The 18,401-nt window shown below is 67.5% G+C and carries 16 protein-coding genes; 3 read left to right on the plus strand and 13 right to left on the minus strand.

Translation table 11 applies throughout. From position 1 onward, the window contains the following. Positions 1–287: 287 nt before the first annotated feature. Entirely contained in the window at positions 288–557 is a 270-nt protein-coding gene (locus tag ACSFA5_RS00075) for a hypothetical protein (RefSeq protein WP_435441961.1), read from the plus strand. A gap of 287 nt (positions 558–844) precedes the next feature. Here ACSFA5_RS00075 and ACSFA5_RS00080 read toward each other — a convergent pair whose 3' ends face one another. The 11 genes from ACSFA5_RS00080 to ACSFA5_RS00130 all read right to left on the minus strand — a co-directional run bounded on the left by ACSFA5_RS00080 (position 845) and on the right by ACSFA5_RS00130 (position 12,211). Next, the gene (locus ACSFA5_RS00080; RefSeq protein WP_435441962.1) at positions 845–1,468 is read right to left on the minus strand and encodes a tRNA-uridine aminocarboxypropyltransferase; all 624 of its coding nucleotides are present in this window, start codon (positions 1,466–1,468) and stop codon (positions 845–847) included. A 189-nt stretch (positions 1,469–1,657) separates the two neighbouring features. Further along, a complete protein-coding gene (locus ACSFA5_RS00085) occupies positions 1,658–1,894 on the minus strand; it encodes a hypothetical protein (RefSeq protein ID WP_435441963.1) in 237 nt (78 codons plus the stop codon). Positions 1,895–2,065: 171 nt separating this feature from the next. Beyond that, the gene (locus tag ACSFA5_RS00090) at positions 2,066–2,962 is read right to left on the minus strand and encodes an NAD(P)-dependent oxidoreductase (RefSeq protein WP_435441964.1); all 897 of its coding nucleotides are present in this window, start codon (positions 2,960–2,962) and stop codon (positions 2,066–2,068) included. Between the two features lie 4 nt (positions 2,963–2,966). Then, entirely contained in the window at positions 2,967–4,415 is a 1,449-nt protein-coding gene (locus ACSFA5_RS00095; RefSeq protein ID WP_435441965.1) for an aldehyde dehydrogenase family protein, read from the minus strand. Positions 4,416–4,458: 43 nt separating this feature from the next. Beyond that, positions 4,459–5,859, minus strand: a complete 1,401-nt coding sequence (locus ACSFA5_RS00100) for an amidase (protein WP_435441966.1) — start codon at positions 5,857–5,859, stop codon at positions 4,459–4,461. 4 nt (positions 5,860–5,863) lie between these two features. Continuing rightward, positions 5,864–7,357: an ABC transporter substrate-binding protein gene (locus ACSFA5_RS00105; RefSeq protein WP_435441967.1), complete on the minus strand. Its 1,494-nt coding sequence runs from the start codon at positions 7,355–7,357 to the stop codon at positions 5,864–5,866. Between the two features lie 60 nt (positions 7,358–7,417). Then, on the minus strand, positions 7,418–8,236 hold the full coding sequence (locus ACSFA5_RS00110) for an ATP-binding cassette domain-containing protein (RefSeq protein ID WP_435441968.1): 819 nt from the start codon (positions 8,234–8,236) through the stop codon (positions 7,418–7,420). Next, the gene (locus ACSFA5_RS00115; protein ID WP_435441969.1) at positions 8,233–9,249 is read right to left on the minus strand and encodes an ABC transporter ATP-binding protein; all 1,017 of its coding nucleotides are present in this window, start codon (positions 9,247–9,249) and stop codon (positions 8,233–8,235) included. The genes ACSFA5_RS00110 and ACSFA5_RS00115 overlap by 4 nt, the downstream gene beginning before the upstream one ends. Before the next feature lie 5 nt (positions 9,250–9,254). Then, the gene (locus tag ACSFA5_RS00120; RefSeq protein WP_435441970.1) at positions 9,255–10,130 is read right to left on the minus strand and encodes an ABC transporter permease; all 876 of its coding nucleotides are present in this window, start codon (positions 10,128–10,130) and stop codon (positions 9,255–9,257) included. Further along, positions 10,127–11,077, minus strand: a complete 951-nt coding sequence (locus tag ACSFA5_RS00125; protein ID WP_435441971.1) for an ABC transporter permease — start codon at positions 11,075–11,077, stop codon at positions 10,127–10,129. Before ACSFA5_RS00125 ends, ACSFA5_RS00120 begins: the two co-directional genes overlap by 4 nt. A 39-nt stretch (positions 11,078–11,116) precedes the next feature. Continuing rightward, positions 11,117–12,211: a tartrate dehydrogenase gene (locus tag ACSFA5_RS00130; RefSeq protein ID WP_435441972.1), complete on the minus strand. Its 1,095-nt coding sequence runs from the start codon at positions 12,209–12,211 to the stop codon at positions 11,117–11,119. A gap of 357 nt (positions 12,212–12,568) precedes the next feature. Here ACSFA5_RS00130 and ACSFA5_RS00135 point away from each other — a divergent pair, with 357 nt between their 5' ends. After that, complete coding sequence (locus ACSFA5_RS00135) at positions 12,569–14,053, plus strand: sensor histidine kinase (RefSeq protein WP_435441973.1); 1,485 nt, start codon at positions 12,569–12,571, stop codon at positions 14,051–14,053. A gap of 31 nt (positions 14,054–14,084) precedes the next feature. Continuing rightward, a complete protein-coding gene (locus tag ACSFA5_RS00140; protein WP_435441974.1) occupies positions 14,085–14,942 on the plus strand; it encodes an aldo/keto reductase in 858 nt (285 codons plus the stop codon). 7 nt (positions 14,943–14,949) lie between these two features. Here ACSFA5_RS00140 and ACSFA5_RS00145 read toward each other — a convergent pair whose 3' ends face one another. Both ACSFA5_RS00145 and ACSFA5_RS00150 read right to left on the minus strand, forming a co-directional pair. Continuing rightward, positions 14,950–16,446, minus strand: a complete 1,497-nt coding sequence (locus ACSFA5_RS00145) for a nucleobase:cation symporter-2 family protein (RefSeq protein ID WP_435441975.1) — start codon at positions 16,444–16,446, stop codon at positions 14,950–14,952. A gap of 170 nt (positions 16,447–16,616) precedes the next feature. Continuing rightward, positions 16,617–18,386 (minus strand): EAL domain-containing protein, encoded by a 1,770-nt coding sequence (locus ACSFA5_RS00150; protein WP_435441976.1) that lies wholly within the window; start codon positions 18,384–18,386, stop codon positions 16,617–16,619. Positions 18,387–18,401: the final 15 nt, after the last annotated feature.

Below are 18,401 nucleotides of genomic sequence, written 5' to 3' on the forward strand. Positions count from 1 at the left end.
GCTGCATTTGTTCGCGGTTGCCGAGACTTCACGCCGTAGGGAAACGGCTACTTTGCCGGGCTCTTCACTAAAGTGGATGCCCCTGTCACTCAACACCCAACAAGGGAACACGGAAGGCGCAACACACACAGCCACTGAATGTTTGAAGGCTGCTTGCCTCGCGGCAGGTTGTCGGTGCGAAAGCAGCGATGCGAATGCGAGGTATCAAAAGGCGACGGTCGGGGTGTAACGAGCACCCCGACCGTCTAACCAGATCAGTGCAACTACCTCTAAAGGAACGCACAAAAATGGCTACCAAGACTATAGCCCGGCCACCCACGCCCGGCACTTCCGAAGACAACGCCCAAGACCCGGCGGATCGTCTCGAAAACACCCTCTCTCAACTCGAAGCCCTCCTGTGGGTCTGCCACGGGGAAGGCATCGATTGGTGCAGCGGCAGCGGGCCTCGACAACTGGACAACCTGTTTTGGCTTGCGGCTGAGCTTGCGCGCAAGGCTGGAGAACTATTTCAGGTGAGCGAGAAGGCGCGGCGCGGAACGCCTGAGACCGGCAGTTAGCGGCTGGTCCGCGGGCCGCGGATTTCGCGGCCCGCCTGGAGAGAGGGGCGCGATGGCTGGGGCTTTCTCGATGAACCGATTTCGACTCCGTCGAGGTTGTTTGTCAGGGAGGTTTCAGTGGCAGCCATGCGCTGCACTGGTGATCGTCGACAGACGATGCGAGCGTCTGCTTTGCCAGCGGATGCGGGCTGTCGTTGGTCGAGGCTGGACTTCCGGGTTCGGCCACAACCAGCCGTACAGCGGGTCACTTGCATGAACCCCGCAACCCTTGGTCGAGGGCAGGACTGTCAGTTTGCGCAGCTTCGCTGCCCGCCAGCCTGCTCCAGGTACGCCACAAACCCGTCGAAGGCATCCAACACGGGCTGGAACCGCTTCGCATCGTCTTCCAGTTGGCCCAAGGCGTAGCAGGTCGCCTCCAGCGTGGACAGTTGGTCGGGCCGATGGGCTTTGCGGATACGGTAGTGCGAAGGCGGCAGGTTGTGCAGGGCCAAGCGGGGCAACTGTTGCAGTGGCGGGCTTTGGTAGAGCATCTTTCGGCTTTTGCGCCAGGTGCCGTCCAGCACGACCAGGCGCAGGCGCGACGGGGCTTGCGGCCACTCGGGCGGTAGCGGCGCTAGGACCCGCAGGTCCGGGGCGGTATCTTGCAGACTGTCCGGGTACAGCAGCAGCGTGTGCTTGCCGTCCACCGGCCAGACTGGCACGGCAAATGCCTCACCCACCACCCAGCGGCAGTGCGCCAGGCTGAGGTGCAGCAGGCGGGCACTGCCTTTGGCCTGTTGTACCTCCAGCGGGTGCTGCAGCACCAGGACCTCCACCGCGTGGGCGGTGGGCACGACCCAGCGGCAAATGCAGGCGCTGAGCGGGCGCAGGCAAGCGGTGCACTGTGGGCGTGAGACGGAAGCGGCGGACATGGCCGGATTTTATTCAGCGTGCCTGGTCAGACAATGCGCGGAAGTAGATGTCTCTTGGCTTTGGCGCGACGACCGGCAGCTTTGGACAATGTCGGAAGACCGCGCCGTCAGACGCCGAGGCGACGCGAAGGACTGCTTCGCAGCGAACGGCTGCCGCACAACTGCATATCGGCCGACTATTTTTTGCCGTCAGGGAAAGGTCAAATCCAAACCGAGCATGCTGCCAAGGCCGAAGGTGAGGAGCGCGAGTCCCAGGAGCGATAGCACGAAGACTGCGGCCACCTTGCCGCCCGCGCGCAGCACCGCGCTCTGCTTCTCCTTGTCCTTCTTCCCTTTCTCATAGTGCCACTTGATGGCGAAGAACATGCCCGTGCCGAACACAAGAACCTTGAACGCAATGAAAACTACAGGGACCCAATCCATCATTTAGAGCATTTCCAGGCGATTACTTGACACTGTCCATCGTGAGGAGAACTGGTTTGCAACCAGTCTGAAGCAGACATTTGAACGCAGCCCCGGGGGACATTCGCGATGGGGATTACCCGGCATCCCGTGCACACGCCCTGAACAGCGACGCGTGCAACGACTCAAAAAAGATCAGCGCAGCGCTTCGACCAGGTCCAGCACCATCCGGTCGCCACCGAATTTCTCGACACCCTGGGTCAACAGCGCGTCGACAGCCAGCGCAATGCCGTGGCCGGAAGCAGACTGCTCCGCCATGTCGTTGTAGTACCCCAGGTCCTTCTTCGCATTGGCCATCGAGAACTTCAGCGAATCGGTGCTGCCCGTCAGCAGCTTGGGCTTGACGCGTTCCAGCGCCACGCCGTTGCCACCGCCCTTGGCCAGCACGTCCACGAACACATCGGGCTTCACGCCCGCGCGCTCGGCACAAGCAGCTGCTTCGCACAGCAACGCCACCGTGCCCAGCGACACGAAGTTGTGCAGCAGCTTCATCGCATGGCCCGCACCCGTGCCGCCCACGTGCGTGATGTTCTCGGCAAAGCAGCGCAGCAGCGGCAGGCACGAGTCGAGCACGTCGGCGTCGCCACCCACCAGCAGGTTCAACCGGCCTTCGGCCGCTTCCTTGGCGGTGCGCGTCATCGGCGCATCGAGAAACTTGCCGCCCCTGGCGCTCACCGCTTCGGCCACCTTGGCGGTGGAGGCAGGCACGGCGGTGGAGCAGTCGATCACCACGGTGCCCGGGCGCAGCGCGCTCAAGGCGCCCTTGTCGCCCAGCATCACCGCCTCGACCTGCGGCGTGCCCGTGACGCACAGGATCAGCACGTCGACCTGCGCGGCCAGCGCGGCCACGTCCTTCACCGACGTGGCGCCGGCCTTCAGCAGGCCGTCGATGGGCTGGTTGCCCGCGTGCTCCAGCACTGTCAGCTGGTGGCCGTGCTTGACGATGTTGCTGGCGATGCCGTGGCCCATCAGGCCGACGCCGACGAGGCCGACGCGGCGTGGCGTTTGTTGTTGTTCAGTGGTGGTGGTCATGGTGTCATCCGTGCTTGATTGCAATCGTCTTGAGGGTCGTGAAGCCGAGCAGGGCCTCGAAGCCCTTCTCGCGGCCGAAACCGCTGGATTTCACGCCGCCGAAGGGCAGTTCTACACCACCCGCCGCACCGTAATTGTTCACGAAGACCTGGCCGCAGTGCAGCTTGTGCGCCATGCGCAGCTGGCGCGCGCCGTCGCGCGTCCACACGCCGGCCACCAGGCCGAAGTCCGTGCCGTTGGCCAGGCGCACCGCCTCGGCCTCGTCCTTGAACGGCATCACCGCCAGCACCGGGCCGAAGACCTCGCGCTGCGCAAGGTCGCTGTCGTGCGGCACGTCGCGAAAAAGCACCGCCTCCTGGTAGTACCCGGTGGCCGATGCGTTCGGCGACACAGTGCCGCGCGCCGCCACCTTCAGGCCGCTGGCCTCGGCCGTCGCGACCATGTCGCGCACCTGGCGGAACTGCTTTTCGTTGATGAGCGGGCCCATGTCCAGGTCTTCCGCCGGCGTGCCCGCGCGCACGGCCGCGAAGCGCCTGGCCAGGCGCTGCACCACTTCTTCGTAAATCGACTGCTCCACCAGCACGCGGCTGCCCGCCGAGCAGGTCTGGCCCGCGTTCTGGACGATGGCGTTCACCAGCACCGGCTCGGCCGCGTCCAGGTCGGCATCGGCGAACACGATCTGCGGCGACTTGCCGCCCAGCTCCAGCGTCACCGGGCAGTGGCGCTCGGCGGCGGCCAGGCCCACGCTGCGGCCGGTCAGGGTCGAGCCGGTGAACGAGATGTGGTCGATGCCGGGGTGCGCGCACAGCGCCGCGCCGGTTTCCTTGCCGTAGCCCGTCACCACGTTGAGCGCACCGGCCGGAAAACCCACCTCGGTCGCGATCTCTGCCAACCGCAGCAGCGAGAGGCTCGCGTCCTCGGCCGGCTTCACCACGCAGGCATTGCCTGCGGCCAGCGCCGCGCCCACGCTGCGCCCCGCAATCTGCATCGGGTAGTTCCAGGGCACGATGTGGCCCGTCACGCCGTGCGGGTTGCGCACCGTCAGCACGGTGTAGCCGCGCTCATAGGGCAGGGTGTCGCCGTGCAGCTTGTCGCAGGCGCCGGCGTAGTACTCCATGTAGCGGGCCAGCGCGGTCGCGTCGTTGCGCGCCACGCGCAGCGCCTTGCCGGTGTCGCGGGCTTCGAGCTGCGCGAGCTCTTCGTGGTGCTGCAGCACGGCGGCGCCGAGCTTGGCGAGCAGGCGGCCGCGCTCCAGCGCGGTCGTCGCGCCCCAGGGGCCGTCGAAGTTCTCGCCCATGGCCCGGCGCGCGGCGCGCACGGCGGTGTCGACGTCGGCGGCGGTGCCGCGCGCGATCTCGCCGAATTTCTGGCCGTCGCTCGGGTCGATCACGTCGATGGTGGCCTGGCCTTCGGACGGCGCGCGGCGCCCGTCGATGTAGTGGGTTGCGGTCATGTGTGTTGTCTCCTTGCGGTCGGCGTCGTTGGACGCCGCGATGTCACTTCGGTTCCGGCCAGGCGCGCTGTGCTTCGCGGATCTGCTCGAACGCGCGGCTGAACTGCAGCACGCCCAGGTCGTCGAAGCGGCGCCCTGCAACCTGCAGGCCGATGGGCAGGCCCTCGGCCGAGTAGCCGCAGTTGATCGACGCGGCCGGCTGCTCCGACATGTTGTACGGCACCGTGAAGCCGATGTGCTCCAGCGGGCGCATCGGGTCGTTGGTTGGCGAGGCGTGGTCCGCGGGCGCGGGCAGGTTCGGCGACACCGGCGAGAGCACGAAGTCGTAGGCCTTGGTGGCCGCGACCGTGGCCGCGCGCGTGGCGATGAACTGGCTGTAGGCGTCGAAGATGTGCGCGCCCGAAAAGCCGGCCGCGCTCTCTGCCCATGCGCTGATGTACGGCAGGATCTTCGCGCGCTTGTCGGCCGGCATCGCCTGCATGTCCAGGCACGAGCGCATGCGCCAGAAGTGGTCCATGCCCTGCAGCATCTCGGGCGTCATGAAGGCCGGGATCTCTTCGATGTGCGCGCCCGCGGCCTCGATGCGCTGGGCCGCGCGGCGAACGGCTTCGGCGATCTGCGGGTCGAGCGGAAGGCCGCAGCCCGCGTCCATGTGCAGCGCCACGCGCTTGCCCTTCAGGAACGACGGATCGACCTCGAAGGCGTTCCAGTCGATGGTGGGCGCGGGCAGCTCCGAGTAGTCGCGGTCGTCGGGCTGCGCGACCGAGGCCATCATCAGCGCCGAGTCGGCCACGGTGCGCGTCATCGGGCCGGCGCATCGGCCCATGTACGGCGTGCTCAGTGGAATGCGTCCGAAGCTGGGCTTGAGCGTGTAGATGCCGCACCAGCTCGCCGGCAGGCGCAGCGACCCGCCGATGTCGGTGCCCACGTGCAGCGGCCCGTAGCCGGCCGCCGCCGCCGCACCGGCGCCCGCGCTGGAGCCGCCGGGTGTGCGCGACAGGTCCCACGGGTTGCGCGAGAGCGCATGAAAACTCGACAAGCCCGACGACAGCATGCCCAGGTCGGGCATGGTGGTCTTGGCGACCAGCACGGTGCCGTCTGCCTTCAGGCGCGCGGCAGGAGGCGAGTCTTGCGGCATCGGCACGAGGTCGTAGGCGGCGGTGCCCAGCGGCATCGGGTCGCCCTCTGTCGCGAGGTTGTCCTTGATGGTGACGGGTACGCCGTCGAGCGTGCCGCGCGGCGTGCCGGCCAGCCAGCGTGCTTCGGACGCGCGTGCTTGCGCGAGCGCGAGCTCGGGGCGGAACAGCCAGGTCGCGTGCAGCTCGGGCTCATAGGCCGCGATGCGCTCGTTGACCGAACGCGTCACCTCCACCGGAGACAGTTCGCGGGCGGCGTAGGCTGCGTGCAGTTCCTGCACGCCGAGGGCATAGAGGGGTCGGGTCATTTCATCAGCTCCAGGAGATCGCGGCCAGGTCGTTCACCACGATCGGCATGCTCGGCCACAGGCCCTTCACTTCCTTGCGCGCGATGGTCGGAAACACGGCTTGGTACAGGAAGCCGTTCACCGCATCGTTCGCCAGCTGGCGCTGGGCCTCGGCCAGCAGGTCGGCGCGGCGCTTCTTGTTCTCTTCGTTCTGGATGGACACGAACAGGTCGCGGAACTTCTTCGAGTCGTAGCCCCAGTAGTAGTCGGGCTCGGTGTACTTCACCAGGTCGAAGGGCTCGACGTGGGCCACCATGGTCAGGTCGAAATCGTGTGCGCCGCCGAAGGTGCCGCTGAGCCATTGGGCCCACTCCACGTTCTGGATCTTCACCACGATGCCGATCTGCGCCAACTGCGCCGCGATCATCTCGCCGCCTTGCCGCGCATACGAAGGCGGGGGCAGCTGCAGGCGCAGTTCGAGCGGCGTTTTCACGCCGGCCTCGGCCAGCAGCTTCTTCGCCTTCTCGATGTCGAAAGGGTTGATTGCCGTGGTGTCGATGAAGCCCGGCGCGCCCATGGCGTAGTGGCTGCCCAGGGGCTTGCCGAAGCCGTCCGCCGCGCCCTGGACGATCGCGTTGCGGTCGATGGCCGCCAGAATGGCGCGGCGCACGCGCACGTCGTCCAGCGGCTTCTTGCGGTTGTTGATCGTCAGGATCACCTTGCCGCGCGTGCCCACCTCGATCACCTGGAAGCGCGGGTTGCCCTTGAACTGCGCCACCGAGCGCGTGCCCGCGCGCGGGAAGATGTCGATGTCGTTGGCCATCAGCGCGGCGGTCTGCGCCGCGGTGTCCGACATGAAGCGGAACACGAAGCGCTCGGTCTTCGCCAGGTTCGGGTCGCGGTAGGTCGGCGACTTCACCAGCGTGCACGAGGCGCCGCGTTGCCAGGCCGCGAGCTTGTAGGGGCCCGTGCCCACCGGCGCGGTGGCGTTGGTGTCGGCGCTCCTGGGCTCGACCAGGCAGGCGGTCGACTGACCCAGCATGAAGGGCAGGTCGGGGTTGGGCAGCGTGCTGTTCACGCCCACCGTGTGCTCGTCGAGCACCACGGTGCCGATTTCGCTGAAGAAGCGCTTGTCCTTGTTGGTGCTCTTGGCGCCGCCCGCGCGGTCGAAAGAGAACTTCACCACCGACGCGTTGAAGGGCTGCCCGTTTTCAAAGCGCACACCCTTGCGCAGCTTGAACACGAAGGTCTTCATGTCGGGCGACGACGACCAGCTCTCGGCCAGCATCGGCGTGACGGAGCCGTCGGCGTTCACCTTGGTGAGCGTCTCGAAGATGTTGTATTGCGTGATCTCCGCGATGGCCGACGCGGCGCCGGTGGTCGGGTCCAGACCCGGCGGTTCGAGCGGCATGCCGATCGTCAGCGTGTTCTTGCCCGCCTGCGCGCGCGCCTGGGGCAGGAAGACACCCGGAATCGCCGCGGCCATGGCGGAAGTCATGAGTGTGCGTCGCTTCAACATGCGGTAGCTCCTGGAGGTGGGGTGAAAGAAGAACGGGAAGAACGAAGAGAGCCCGTCCGCCTAGCGGGACGGCGTGTGCAGCACGGCGGACAGCAGGGTGCGCGTGTACTCGTGCTGCGCATGGGCGAACAGGTCGGCGGGCCGGCCGCGCTCCACGATGCGCCCCTTGAAGACCACGCAGACCTCGTCGCACAGGTGGTTGACCACCGCAAGGTCGTGGCTGATGAGCAGGTAGCTGACGCCGAACTGCTGCTGCAGGTCTTGCATCAGGTTGAGTACCTGGGCTTGCACCGACACGTCGAGCGCGCTCACCGGCTCGTCGGCCACGATGAGCTTGGGCCGCGTGATCAGCGCACGCGCGATGGCGATGCGCTGGCGCTGGCCGCCCGAGAACTCGTGCGGGTACTTGTCCATGTCGGTGGTGCGCAAACCCACGGCGGCAAGCGCTTCGGAGGCGCGCTCGCGCTGCTCGGCGCGGCGAGTCTCGGCCAGCGCCTCGAGCGGCTCGGCCACGATGCGCGCCACGGTCTGGCGCGGGTCGAGCGAACCGTAGGGGTCCTGGAACACCATCTGGAAGTCGCGGCGCGCGGTGCGCAGCGCGTCTTTCGACAGCGTGTGCAGGTTGCGGCCTTCGAGCGAGACGGTGCCCGATGTCGGCGTATCGAGCGCCATCACCAGCCGCGCGATGGTCGACTTGCCCGAGCCCGATTCGCCGACGATGCCCACGCTCTGGCCGGCCTTCACGTCGAAGCTCACGCCGTTGAGCGCCTTCACGGTGGGCGGCGGGCCGAAGAGCTTTTCGCGCGGCAGCGCGTAGTGGCGGTAGAGGTTGTTCACGGACAGCAGGGGCTGGCCGGGCTTGATCGTGGGCTGGCTCATGCGGAGAGAACCGTGGTGGCGGCCTGGGCGGTCCTGGCCTCCATGGCTGCAATTTCACCCAGACGCAGGCAGCGCACCGTGTGGTCGTTCGGCAGCAGCGTGGGCTGCGGCCGCGTGCTGTGGCACAGGTCGATGGTGTGGGCGCAGCGCCCCGCGAAGGCGCAGCCGCGCGGCATGTCGACCAGCTCGGGCACGCTGCCGCGGATGGTCGGCAGCCGCCCGGCGCGCACGGCGCCCAGGGCAGGGCGTGCCGCGAACAGGCCGCGCGTGTAGGGGTGAGCCCGGCCGGCGAACACGGTGTCGGTCGGCCCGCTTTCCACGGCGCTGCCGCCGTACATCACGAGCATGCGTTGCACGCTGTTGGCGATCACGCCCAGGTCGTGCGAGATCAGGATCAGCGCCATGCCCATTTCCTTGACCAGGCCCTGGATCAGGTCGAGCACCTGCTTCTGGATGGTGACGTCGAGCGCCGTCGTCGGCTCGTCGGCAATCAGCAGGTCGGGCCCGCAGGCCAGCGCCATCGCGATGCCGATGCGCTGGCGTTGTCCGCCGGAGAACTGGTGCGGGTAGGCGTCGAGCCGCGAAGCCGCATCGGGAATGCCCACGCGGTCGAGCAGGCCCAGCGCTTCCTTGCGCGCCTGCGCCTTCGTCAGCCCACGGTGCAGCTGCAGCGGCTCGCCGACCTGGCGCGCGATGGTGTGCACCGGGTTCAGCGCCGTCATCGGCTCCTGGAAGATCATGCCGATGCGGTTGCCGCGCACCTGGCACATCTGCTTTTCGGGCAGGCCGACAAGCTCCTGCCCGTCGAGCTTGATGCTGCCCGTGACGTTGGCGCTGGAGGGCAGCAGGCCCATGAGCGACATCACGGTGATCGACTTGCCGCAGCCCGATTCACCCACGATGCCCAGCGTGTCGCCACGCTCCAGCGAGAACGAGATGCCGCGCACGGCCTGCGCCGGCCCGCGCTGGGTCTGCAGGCCGATCTGGAGGTTGTTGACTTCGAGAAGTGGCATGGTGCTTACCTGGCGCGAGCGAGGCGGGGGTCGAGCAGGTCGCGCAACCCGTCGCCGAGCAGGTTCAGCCCCAGCACCGCGAGGGCGATCGCCATGCCGGGGAAAACGGCCAGCAGCGGCTGCTGGAACATGAGGGTCTGCGCCTCGCTGAGCATGCGGCCCCACGAAGGCTGCGGCGGCTGCGTCCCCAGGCCCAGGTAAGACAGCGCGGCCTCGGCCAGGATGGCGATGGCGAAGCGGATCGTGATCTGCACGATCAGCACCGCCGAGATGTTCGGCAGCACGTGCTGCACGGTGATGGCGAACGGCCCCTTGCCGCAGGCACGCGCCGCGGCCACGTACTCGCGCGACCAGATCGCGTTGGCCGAGGCGCGCGTGATGCGTGCGAAGGTCGGGATGTTGTAGATGCCGATGGCCACGATGGCGTTCACGATGCCCGCGCCGAACACGGCCGTCATCATGATGGCCGATAGGATCGCCGGGAAGGCGAGCGTGAAGTCCGACAGGCGCATCACCGCTTCCTCGACCCAGCCGCGCTTGGCGGCTGCGAGCAAGCCCAGCGCGGTGCCGACGACCAGGCCGATGCCGACCGCGATCACACCCACGAGGATGGATGCGCGTGCGCCCACCAGCAGCAGCGAAGCGACGTCGCGACCGAATGCATCGGTGCCCAGCCAGTGCGACGCCGAGGGCGCCTGCATCTTGTTGGGCATGTCCATCGCATAGGGCGACCACGGCGTCCACACGAAGGAGACGAGCGCGGCAAGCAGCAGCAGGGCGGCGAGCACGCCGCCGATGACGAAGCTGCGGTGCTGCAGCGCACGGCGCCAGAAGCCCGGCACCTTGAGCGCGGCGGCGCTCGGAGCTGTGATGCTGCTCATATGTCGCTGGCCTTGATGCGCGGGTCGATCACGGCGTACAGCACGTCGACCACGAAATTCACGATGACCACCATGGCCGCGAGCAGCATCACGCAGTTGCGCACCACGATCAGGTCGCGGTTGCTGATGGCCTGGAAGATGAGACGGCCAAGACCGGGAAGGTAGAACACGTTCTCCACCACGATGGTGCCCGCGAGCAGCTCGGAGAATTGCATGCCCATGACGGTGATGACCGGGATCATCGCGTTGCGCAGCACGTGGGTCCACAGCACCATGCGCTGCGACACGCCCTTGGCGCGTGCGGTGCGCACGAAGTCTTCTCGCATCACCTCGAGCACCGCCGAGCGCGTGATGCGCGCAAGGATCGCGGCCTGCACCACGGCCAGCGACAGGGCCGGCAGCAACAACGACTTCAGCCCAGCGAAGAAGCCTTCGCCCCAGCCCTCGAAGCCGCCCGCGGAGAACCACTGCAGCTGCACCGAGAACACGAGGATCAGAAGAATCGCGAACCAGAAGTTCGGAATGGCGATGCCGACCTGGGCCATGCCCATCAGTCCGACGTCGCCCAGCTTGTTGTGGCGCGCGGCGGCCGTGACGCCGACCAGCAGCGCGATCACGATCGTGAGCGCCATTGCCATCATGGCGAGCGGCACGGTGAGCGCCAGGCGCTCGAGGATGAGGTCGAGCACGGGCGAGCTGTAGGCGTAGCTGTCACCGAGGTTGCCGGTGAGCAGGCCGGCGATCCAGTGCCAGTAGCGGGTCCACGCGGGTTGGTCCAGACCCAGCTTGGTGGCAAGGGCCGCCACGGCTTCGGGTGCGGCATCGGGCCCCATCAACATCTGCGCGGCGTTGCCCGGAAGAATCTCCAGCACCAGGAACACGATGATCGATGCGCCGACCAACGTGCCGAACAGCGTCAGCGTGCGCTTCAGCAGGAACAGGCCCATCTCAGTCTCCTCGGCCGCGAAGGGATGAGGGGCGTCGCGTCATGCGGGGTTGCCGGCGGAAATGCAGTCGGCGATCGCCCGGCCCACGTCCACTGTGTTGGCCGTGCCGCCCATGTCACGCGTACGCGGACCCTCGCTCAGCACCGTCTCGATGGCCGAGATGACGGCGGCCGAGGCTTGGGCGTACACAGGGTCGTTGTTGCCCAGGTGGTCCAGCATCAGCGCGGCCGACCAGATCTGGCCGATGGGGTTGGCGATGCCTTTGCCTGCGATATCGGGCGCCGAGCCGTGCACGGGCTCGAACAGCGACGGGAACTTGCGCTCCGGGTTCAGGTTGGCCGACGGCGCAATGCCGATGGTGCCCGTGCAGGCCGGGCCCAGGTCGGACAGGATGTCGCCGAACAGGTTGGAGGCCACCACCACGTCGAACCAGTCCGGGTGCTGCACGAAGTGCGCGCACAAGATGTCGATGTGGTACTTGCTCGTCTTGATGTCCGGGTGGCGCTTGGCAATTTCGGCCAGGCGCTCGTCCCAGTAGGGCATGGTCACCGAAATGCCGTTCGACTTGGTGGCCGCCACCAGGTTCTTGCGCGGGCGGCGGCTGGCGAGCTCGAACGCGTATTCGATGATGCGGTCCACGCCCACGCGCGTGAACACCGACTCCTGGATCGCCATTTCGCGCGGCGTGCCTTCGAACAGGCGCCCGCCCACCGAGGTGTATTCGCCCTCGGTGTTCTCGCGCACCACCAGAAAGTCGATGTCGCCCGGCTTGCGGTGCGCCAGCGGGCCGGGCACGCCGGGCATCAGGCGCACGGGGCGCAGGTTGACGTACTGGTCGAAGTCGCGGCGGATCTTGATCAGCAGGCCCCACACCGCAATGTGGTCGGGCACCTTGTCGGGGTCGCCCACCGCGCCGAAGTAGATGGCGTCGTGGCCCTGAATCTTCTCGGCCCAGTCGGCCGGCATCATCAGGCCGGTGCGCAGGTAGTGGTCGGAGCCCCAGTCGAAATGGTCGTACGAAAAGTCGATGCCGAAGCGCCGGCCGACCGCGTCGAGCACGCGCAAACCTTCGGGCATGACCTCGACGCCGATGCCGTCTCCGGGAATGACGGCAATCCTGTGCTTTTTCTGCATTGACTCAACCTGTTCCAAATTCGTTGCATGACCGTTGCGAGCGGCGCCCGCGCTCGTGGCACGGGGCTGGTGAAAAATTCTAGGAGCGGGCAGTGAGCGGACCGATGGGGTTGGCACCCAAACCGCATTGACAAAATCAGAAGGCCTGAAAGGCGATCTTCACTTTAGCGATCGACCATCTGTTGTCACAAAACTGACTTCGACTTCGCAAAATGAGAAGGCAAACAACGGGTCGAAGCGATGAAGCACACCGGCCGCATGCGCGATTCATGAAGGTTTTCTGAAGCTCGCGTCCGGCCGCGGCAGATACTCCACCCGCTCGCGGCGTGCTCCGAAGAGTCCCCCGCCAGGAGACCCATGACCCTTTTGCCTGCCTTCACGAAGTTCACGAAGGCGTTCGCCCTGCGCCTGAAGCGCTGGCGCCAGCCCTCGCTGCTGCGCCGCCTGCTGCTGGCGCAGATCGCCGTGATCGCGCTGCTGTGGTGTGCCACGGTGGGGTTGCTGCTGCAAGGCGCGGCCGACGTGCCGGACCTGGTGCGCTTCGACAAGGTCTTCGGTCTCGTCATGTCGGCCACGCAGAACCTTGCCGACGAACCGCAGCGCCAGCAGGAAAGCCTGAAGGCCTTCGACATGGCGCTGTTCGAGTCGGCCAGCGACTTTCGCGCCAAGGAAGACACGGCGCATGTCATGCAGGTGTGGCAGCGGGGCCGGCTCATCTACAACTCCACGCCGGGCGTGCCCGCGCTGCACACCTCGGCGTCTGGCCAGGTGGAGAACGTGCGGGTCGGCGAACGCGTGTGGCGCGCGCGCACCGTGAGGTCGCAGACGCGGGACACCCGCGTGATGCTGGCCGAGCCCGACTTCCTGCGGCTGAACTTCACCGTGGACAACCGCAGCTACTACTTGCTGCCGCTGGCGATCAGCCTGCCGTTCCTGGTGTTTCCCGCATGGCTGTCGGTGCTGCTCGCGCTGCGGCCCTGGCGGCAGGTGACGCATGAGACGGCCACGCGCGGCCCGGCCGACCTGAGGCCGCTGTCCTTCGCGCCGCGGCACAAGGAGCTGCAGCCGCTGGTGAGCAGCATCAACGGCCTGCTGCGCAGCCTGCGCGAGCGCAGCGCGCGCGAGCGCGGACTCATTGCCGATGCGGCGAGCGAACTGCGCACACCGCTCGACGCGATGCGTGCGAACGTGGAGGCACTGAAGGCGCAGACCGACGACGCAGGCCAGCGCGAGCTCATGGCCAACCTGCTGCGCAGCAACCACCGCGCGATGCGGCTGGTGGGGCAATTGCAGCAGCTCATGCGCAGCGACGAGATGCCGCAGGACGCGTTGCCCGTGGTACTGGAATTCGGCGCGCTGGTGCGCGGGCGCATCACGCTGGTCGACAGCCTGGCGCGCGCACGCGGCATCACGATAGCTTTCGCCTGCGATGGCGCGGTGCCGGTGCGGGGCGAGCGCGAGAGCCTGATTTCGATGGTGAGCAATGTGGTGGAGAACGCCGTCAAGTACAGCCCGGACGGCGGCACGGTGACGGTGCGCGTTGCGCGGGAACAGGGCAAGCCGGGCGAACCCGACAAGGCCGTGCTGCGCGTGACGGACCAGGGGCCGGGCATTCCACCAGCCCTTCGCGAGCGCGTGTTCGACCGCTTCTTTCGCAACCCGGACCAGACGCAGTCGGGCAGCGGGCTCGGTCTGGCCATCGTGCGGGCGGTGCTGCAGAAGCACGGCGGACAGATTGCGCTGGAAGACGGCGAGGGAGGCGGGGAGGAAGGCGGCGAGAACCACGGGGAGGGCGGGCGCGGGCTGCGCGCGACCGTGTGGCTGGCGTTGTCGACCGGCTGACACGGTCTTGCGCTGCCCGTACCATGGGCCGATGCGAACACTTCCACTCCCCACCGGCGGCGAGATGCCGGTTCTCGGTCTAGGCACCTGGCGCATGGGCGAAGACGCGGGCCAGCGCGCGGCCGAGGTGAAGGCGGTGCGCGAGGCCGTCGCGCTGGGCTACCGCCTGATCGACACCGCCGAGATGTACGGCGAAGGCGGCGCCGAAAGCGTGGTCGGCCAGGCCATCGCCGAGGCGCTGCGCGCGGGCGACGTGCGGCGCGACGAGCTCTTCGTCGTGAGCAAGGTCTACCCGCACAACGCCAGCCGGCGCGGCACACGCGAGGCTTGCGAGCGCAGCCTGAAGCGGCTGGGGCTCGACGCCATCGACCTGTACCTGCTGCACTGGCGCGGCAACCATCCGCTGCGCGACACCGTCGCGGCCATGCACGCGCTGGTGGCCGACGGGCGCGTCGCGCATTGGGGCGTGAGCAACTTCGACACCGACGACATGCAGGAGCTGGCACAGCTGGCCGGCGACGGGCCGGCCTGCGCGGCCAACCAGGTGTACCTGTCGCTGGGCGAGCGCGGGCCGGAGTTCAGCCTGCTGCCATGGCAGCGCGAGCGCGGCATGCCGCTGATGGCCTACAGCCCGATCGACCAGGGCGCGCTGGCCGAAGACGACGGGCTGGGCGAACTGGCCGAGCGGCTGGGCGTGACGGCGGCACAACTGGCGCTGGCCGCGGTGATGGCGCGGCCCGGTGTCGCCGCGATTCCAAAGGCGGTGCGCAGTGCGCACTTGAAGGAGAACCTGGCCGCCGCCGAACTGCAGCTCGATGCGGCGACCCTGGCTGAACTGGACCGCCTGCACCCACCGCCGCGGCGCAAGACGCCCCTGGCGATGATCTAGCAAAAAATCAGTGCGCCTCGGCCTGCCTGGCCGCCGCAATGACCGCCTGCTCGTCGTGCTTAGCACCGTTCAAGAAAAGGTTCAGCAGCACCGCCGCAATCGACGCCAGCAAGATGCCCGACTCGATCAGCGAATGGATTGCGTGCGGCATCCACTGCTTGAAGTTGGGTGCAATCAGCGGAATCATGCCCACGCCGATGGACACGGCCACGATCATCGCGTTGTGGCGGTTGGTCTTGAAGTCCACGCCCGACAAGATGCGGATGCCGGTGGCGGCCACCATGCCGAACATCACGAGGCCCGCGCCGCCCAGCACCACGGTGGGCAGCGACTCGATGAGCGCAGCCATCTTCGGCAGCAGACCCAGCACGATGAGAATTGCGCCGCCGGCCACGCACACATAGCGGCTCTTGATGCCGGTGACGGCCACCAAGCCCACGTTCTGCGAGAAGCTGGTGTACGGAAAGGTGTTGAAGATGCCGCCGATGAGCGTGCCCAGGCCGTCGGTGCGCAGGCCGCGGGCCAGGTCTTTTTGCGTGATCTTGCGATCGGTCATGTCGCCGAGCGCGAGGAACATGCCGGTCGATTCGATCATCACCACGATCATGATCAGCGTCATGGTGAGGATCAGGATCGGGTCGAACTGCGGCATGCCGAAGTGAAAGGGCAGCACGATGTCGACCCACGCGGCCTTGCCTACTTTCTCGTAGGTCATGAGGCCGGTCACCGAGGCCACCACCGCGCCGATCACGATGCCCAGCAGCACCGAGATGTTGGCGATGAAGCCCTTCGCGTACTTGACGATCAACAGGATCGACACCAGCACCAGCGCGGCCACGCCGAAGCCCGAGAGGTCCGCGTACTTGGGGTTGGGCACGGTGGGCATGATGGCGAAGCCCTTGGGCACCGCGGGAATGGAGCTGCCGGGCGAGGTGACCTCGGCCAGCCACTTCGCATACACCGGGTCGACCAGCGCCGGCGCCGTGGGGCCCACCGGGTTGCCGAAGATCCAGTTGATGCCCACGCGCATCAGGCTGATGCCGATGACCGCGATGATGGTGCCGGTCACCACCGGCGGAAAGAAGCGCAGCATGCGGCTCACCAGCGGCGCGATGAGGATGGACACCACCCCCGCGCCGATGATGGCGCCGAACAGCAACTGCGCCCCGTTCTGCCCGGGGTTGGCATTGGCGATGGCCACCATGGGCGCGACCGACGCGAAGGTCACGCCCATCATCACCGGCAGCTTGATGCCGAAGAACTGCGTGGCGCCCAGCGCCTGGATGAGCGTGGCGATGCCGCAGCAGAACAGGTCGGCCGAGATCAGCAGCGCGACCTCGTCGGGCGAGAGCTTGAGCGCGCGCCCGACGATGAGCGGCACCGCGACGGCCCCCGCATACATCACCAGCACGTGCTGCAGGCCCAGCGCCGCGAGCTTGCCCGCCGGGAGCCGCTGGTCCACCGGATGCACCGTGTGGAGGGGGGAAGAAGTGTCGGCCGTCATCGTGTATCTCCAGTGAGAGAGAAGACATGGACGGCGCGTTCAGCGGCGGCGTCCACACATCGTGTACGCGAAACTGTATACAGTTTATGGTCACAACCGCTTCAGGAAAACCCGAGGGGACGGGGTTCCGACGAGCGCCGTGGCCGGTGCATGCCGCACCGATGCAAGGATCAGGCCGGCCGCGCTTGCGCCTCTTGCACCTCTTTCGCCTGTCGCGCCTCTCTCACCGTGAGGCCCGACGGTGCCTGCTTGGCCTCGTGCTTCGCGATGGCCGCCTCGCCGGCCACGTCTTCGGCGTGCCGGAACATGCCCGGCGGTATGCGCACCGCGCCGATGGCCAGCGTGGCGAATGGCGTGAAGCGGACCACGCCCTGGCGGTCCTCGCCCTCGATACCGCCGGCCTGGCGAGCCGCCTCGTCATAGAGGTCGCGCGCCTGGCGGTTGAAGTCTTCGATCACGGCGGTGCAGCGCCGCAGCCAGTCGGGGCTCTGGAACAGCACCAGGAAGTCGTCGCCGCCGATGTGTCCGACGAAGTCGCGGTGCGGGTCGGCGTGTTGCGTTGCCACGCGCGCAAGCAGCAGGATCATTTCGTCGCCGCGCCAGTAGCCGTAGTGGTCGTTGAACACCTTGAAGTTGTTCAGGTCGGCATAGCAGGCGGTGAAGTCGGCGCCGCTGTCCAGCAGGCGGGCGATATGGATGTTGAGGGGGATGTTGCCCGGCAGGAAGGTCAGTGGGTTGGCATGCCGCGCGGCCTCGATTCGCGCCTCGGTCACCGCGCGCACGAGCTGGTCGCCCCTGCCCAGGCCGATGTAGCGCTTCTTCTGCGTGACGATGAAGCCCTCGCTCAGGTAGCGCTGGTCTTCCGACATCAGGATGCCCAGCAGGCTCTCGACGTTGTCCTCCCGCTCCACGATGCGCGGCGACTGGCTGCCGTAGGACAGGCAAGGCCGGCGCCCGTGCACCTCGCGGAAGTACATGCGCGCATAGTCGTTCATGAACGACTGGCGGTTGATCAGCGCCACGGGGCGGCCCCTGTCGACCACCGCGAGGGCATGCAGCTCGGGGTGCTTCTGGAAGAGGGCCGAGACTTCGTCGATGGGCGTCTGCGGGCTGAGTGCCGGTGCCTGGATGACCGACAGGCTTCGCAGCACGTGGGGCTGCGAGGGCTGGGCGGCGTGCGGCATCACCGCGATGCGGGTGTCGCGCACGATCTGCGCCACGGCCGCGGGCAGCACCGGTTGCAGGGCCGGCGCCGGCTGGCCCAGCAGGAAGCCCTGGCCGTAGGCAATGCCCAGGTCGCGCAGCACGCGCAGGTCCTTGGCGTCTTCCACGCCCTCGGCGATGAGCTCGGAGCCCATGGCGTTGCCGAAGGCGACGATGGCGCGCACCAGCTCCACGCTCTGCGGGGAGCTCGCGATGCCGCGCGTGAGCTGCTTGTCGAGCTTCACGAGATCGGGGTGCAGGTCTTTCCAGCGCCGAAGGTTGGAGTGGCCTTCGCCGAAGTCGTCGAGCGCGATGCGCGCACCCATCGCGTGCAGCGCCTGCACGGCGCGCTGCAGCGTCTCGGCGCTGACGGTGGCGTGCTGCTCGGTGAGCTCGACCGTGACGTCGCGCGCGGAGATGTCGCAGCGCGCGAGCATGCGTTCGAGCCAGCATGCCGAGCCCACGCCGCCCATCGCCGCGGTCAGCGCATCGGGGCTCAGGTTCACGAAGAGCCGGCCGGGGTTGTCCAGGCGGCCCCACGCGGTGAGGACGATCTCCACGCAATGCAGCTCGAATTCGGTCAGCCGCGACTCGCTGGCGGCCAGCGCAAGGAGCGCCTCGGGGCTGTGCAGCGCGGTGTCGGCGGGGCCGCGCACCAGGGCTTCGTGGCCGAAGATCGTGCCCTGCCGCAGGTCCACGATGGGCTGGAAGAAGGGCAGGATCGCGGGGTGCAGCATGCGGCGTTGTGTGAC

The organism is Variovorax monticola, from assembly GCF_051216855.1.
Taxonomy (GTDB): domain Bacteria; phylum Pseudomonadota; class Gammaproteobacteria; order Burkholderiales; family Burkholderiaceae_C; genus Variovorax.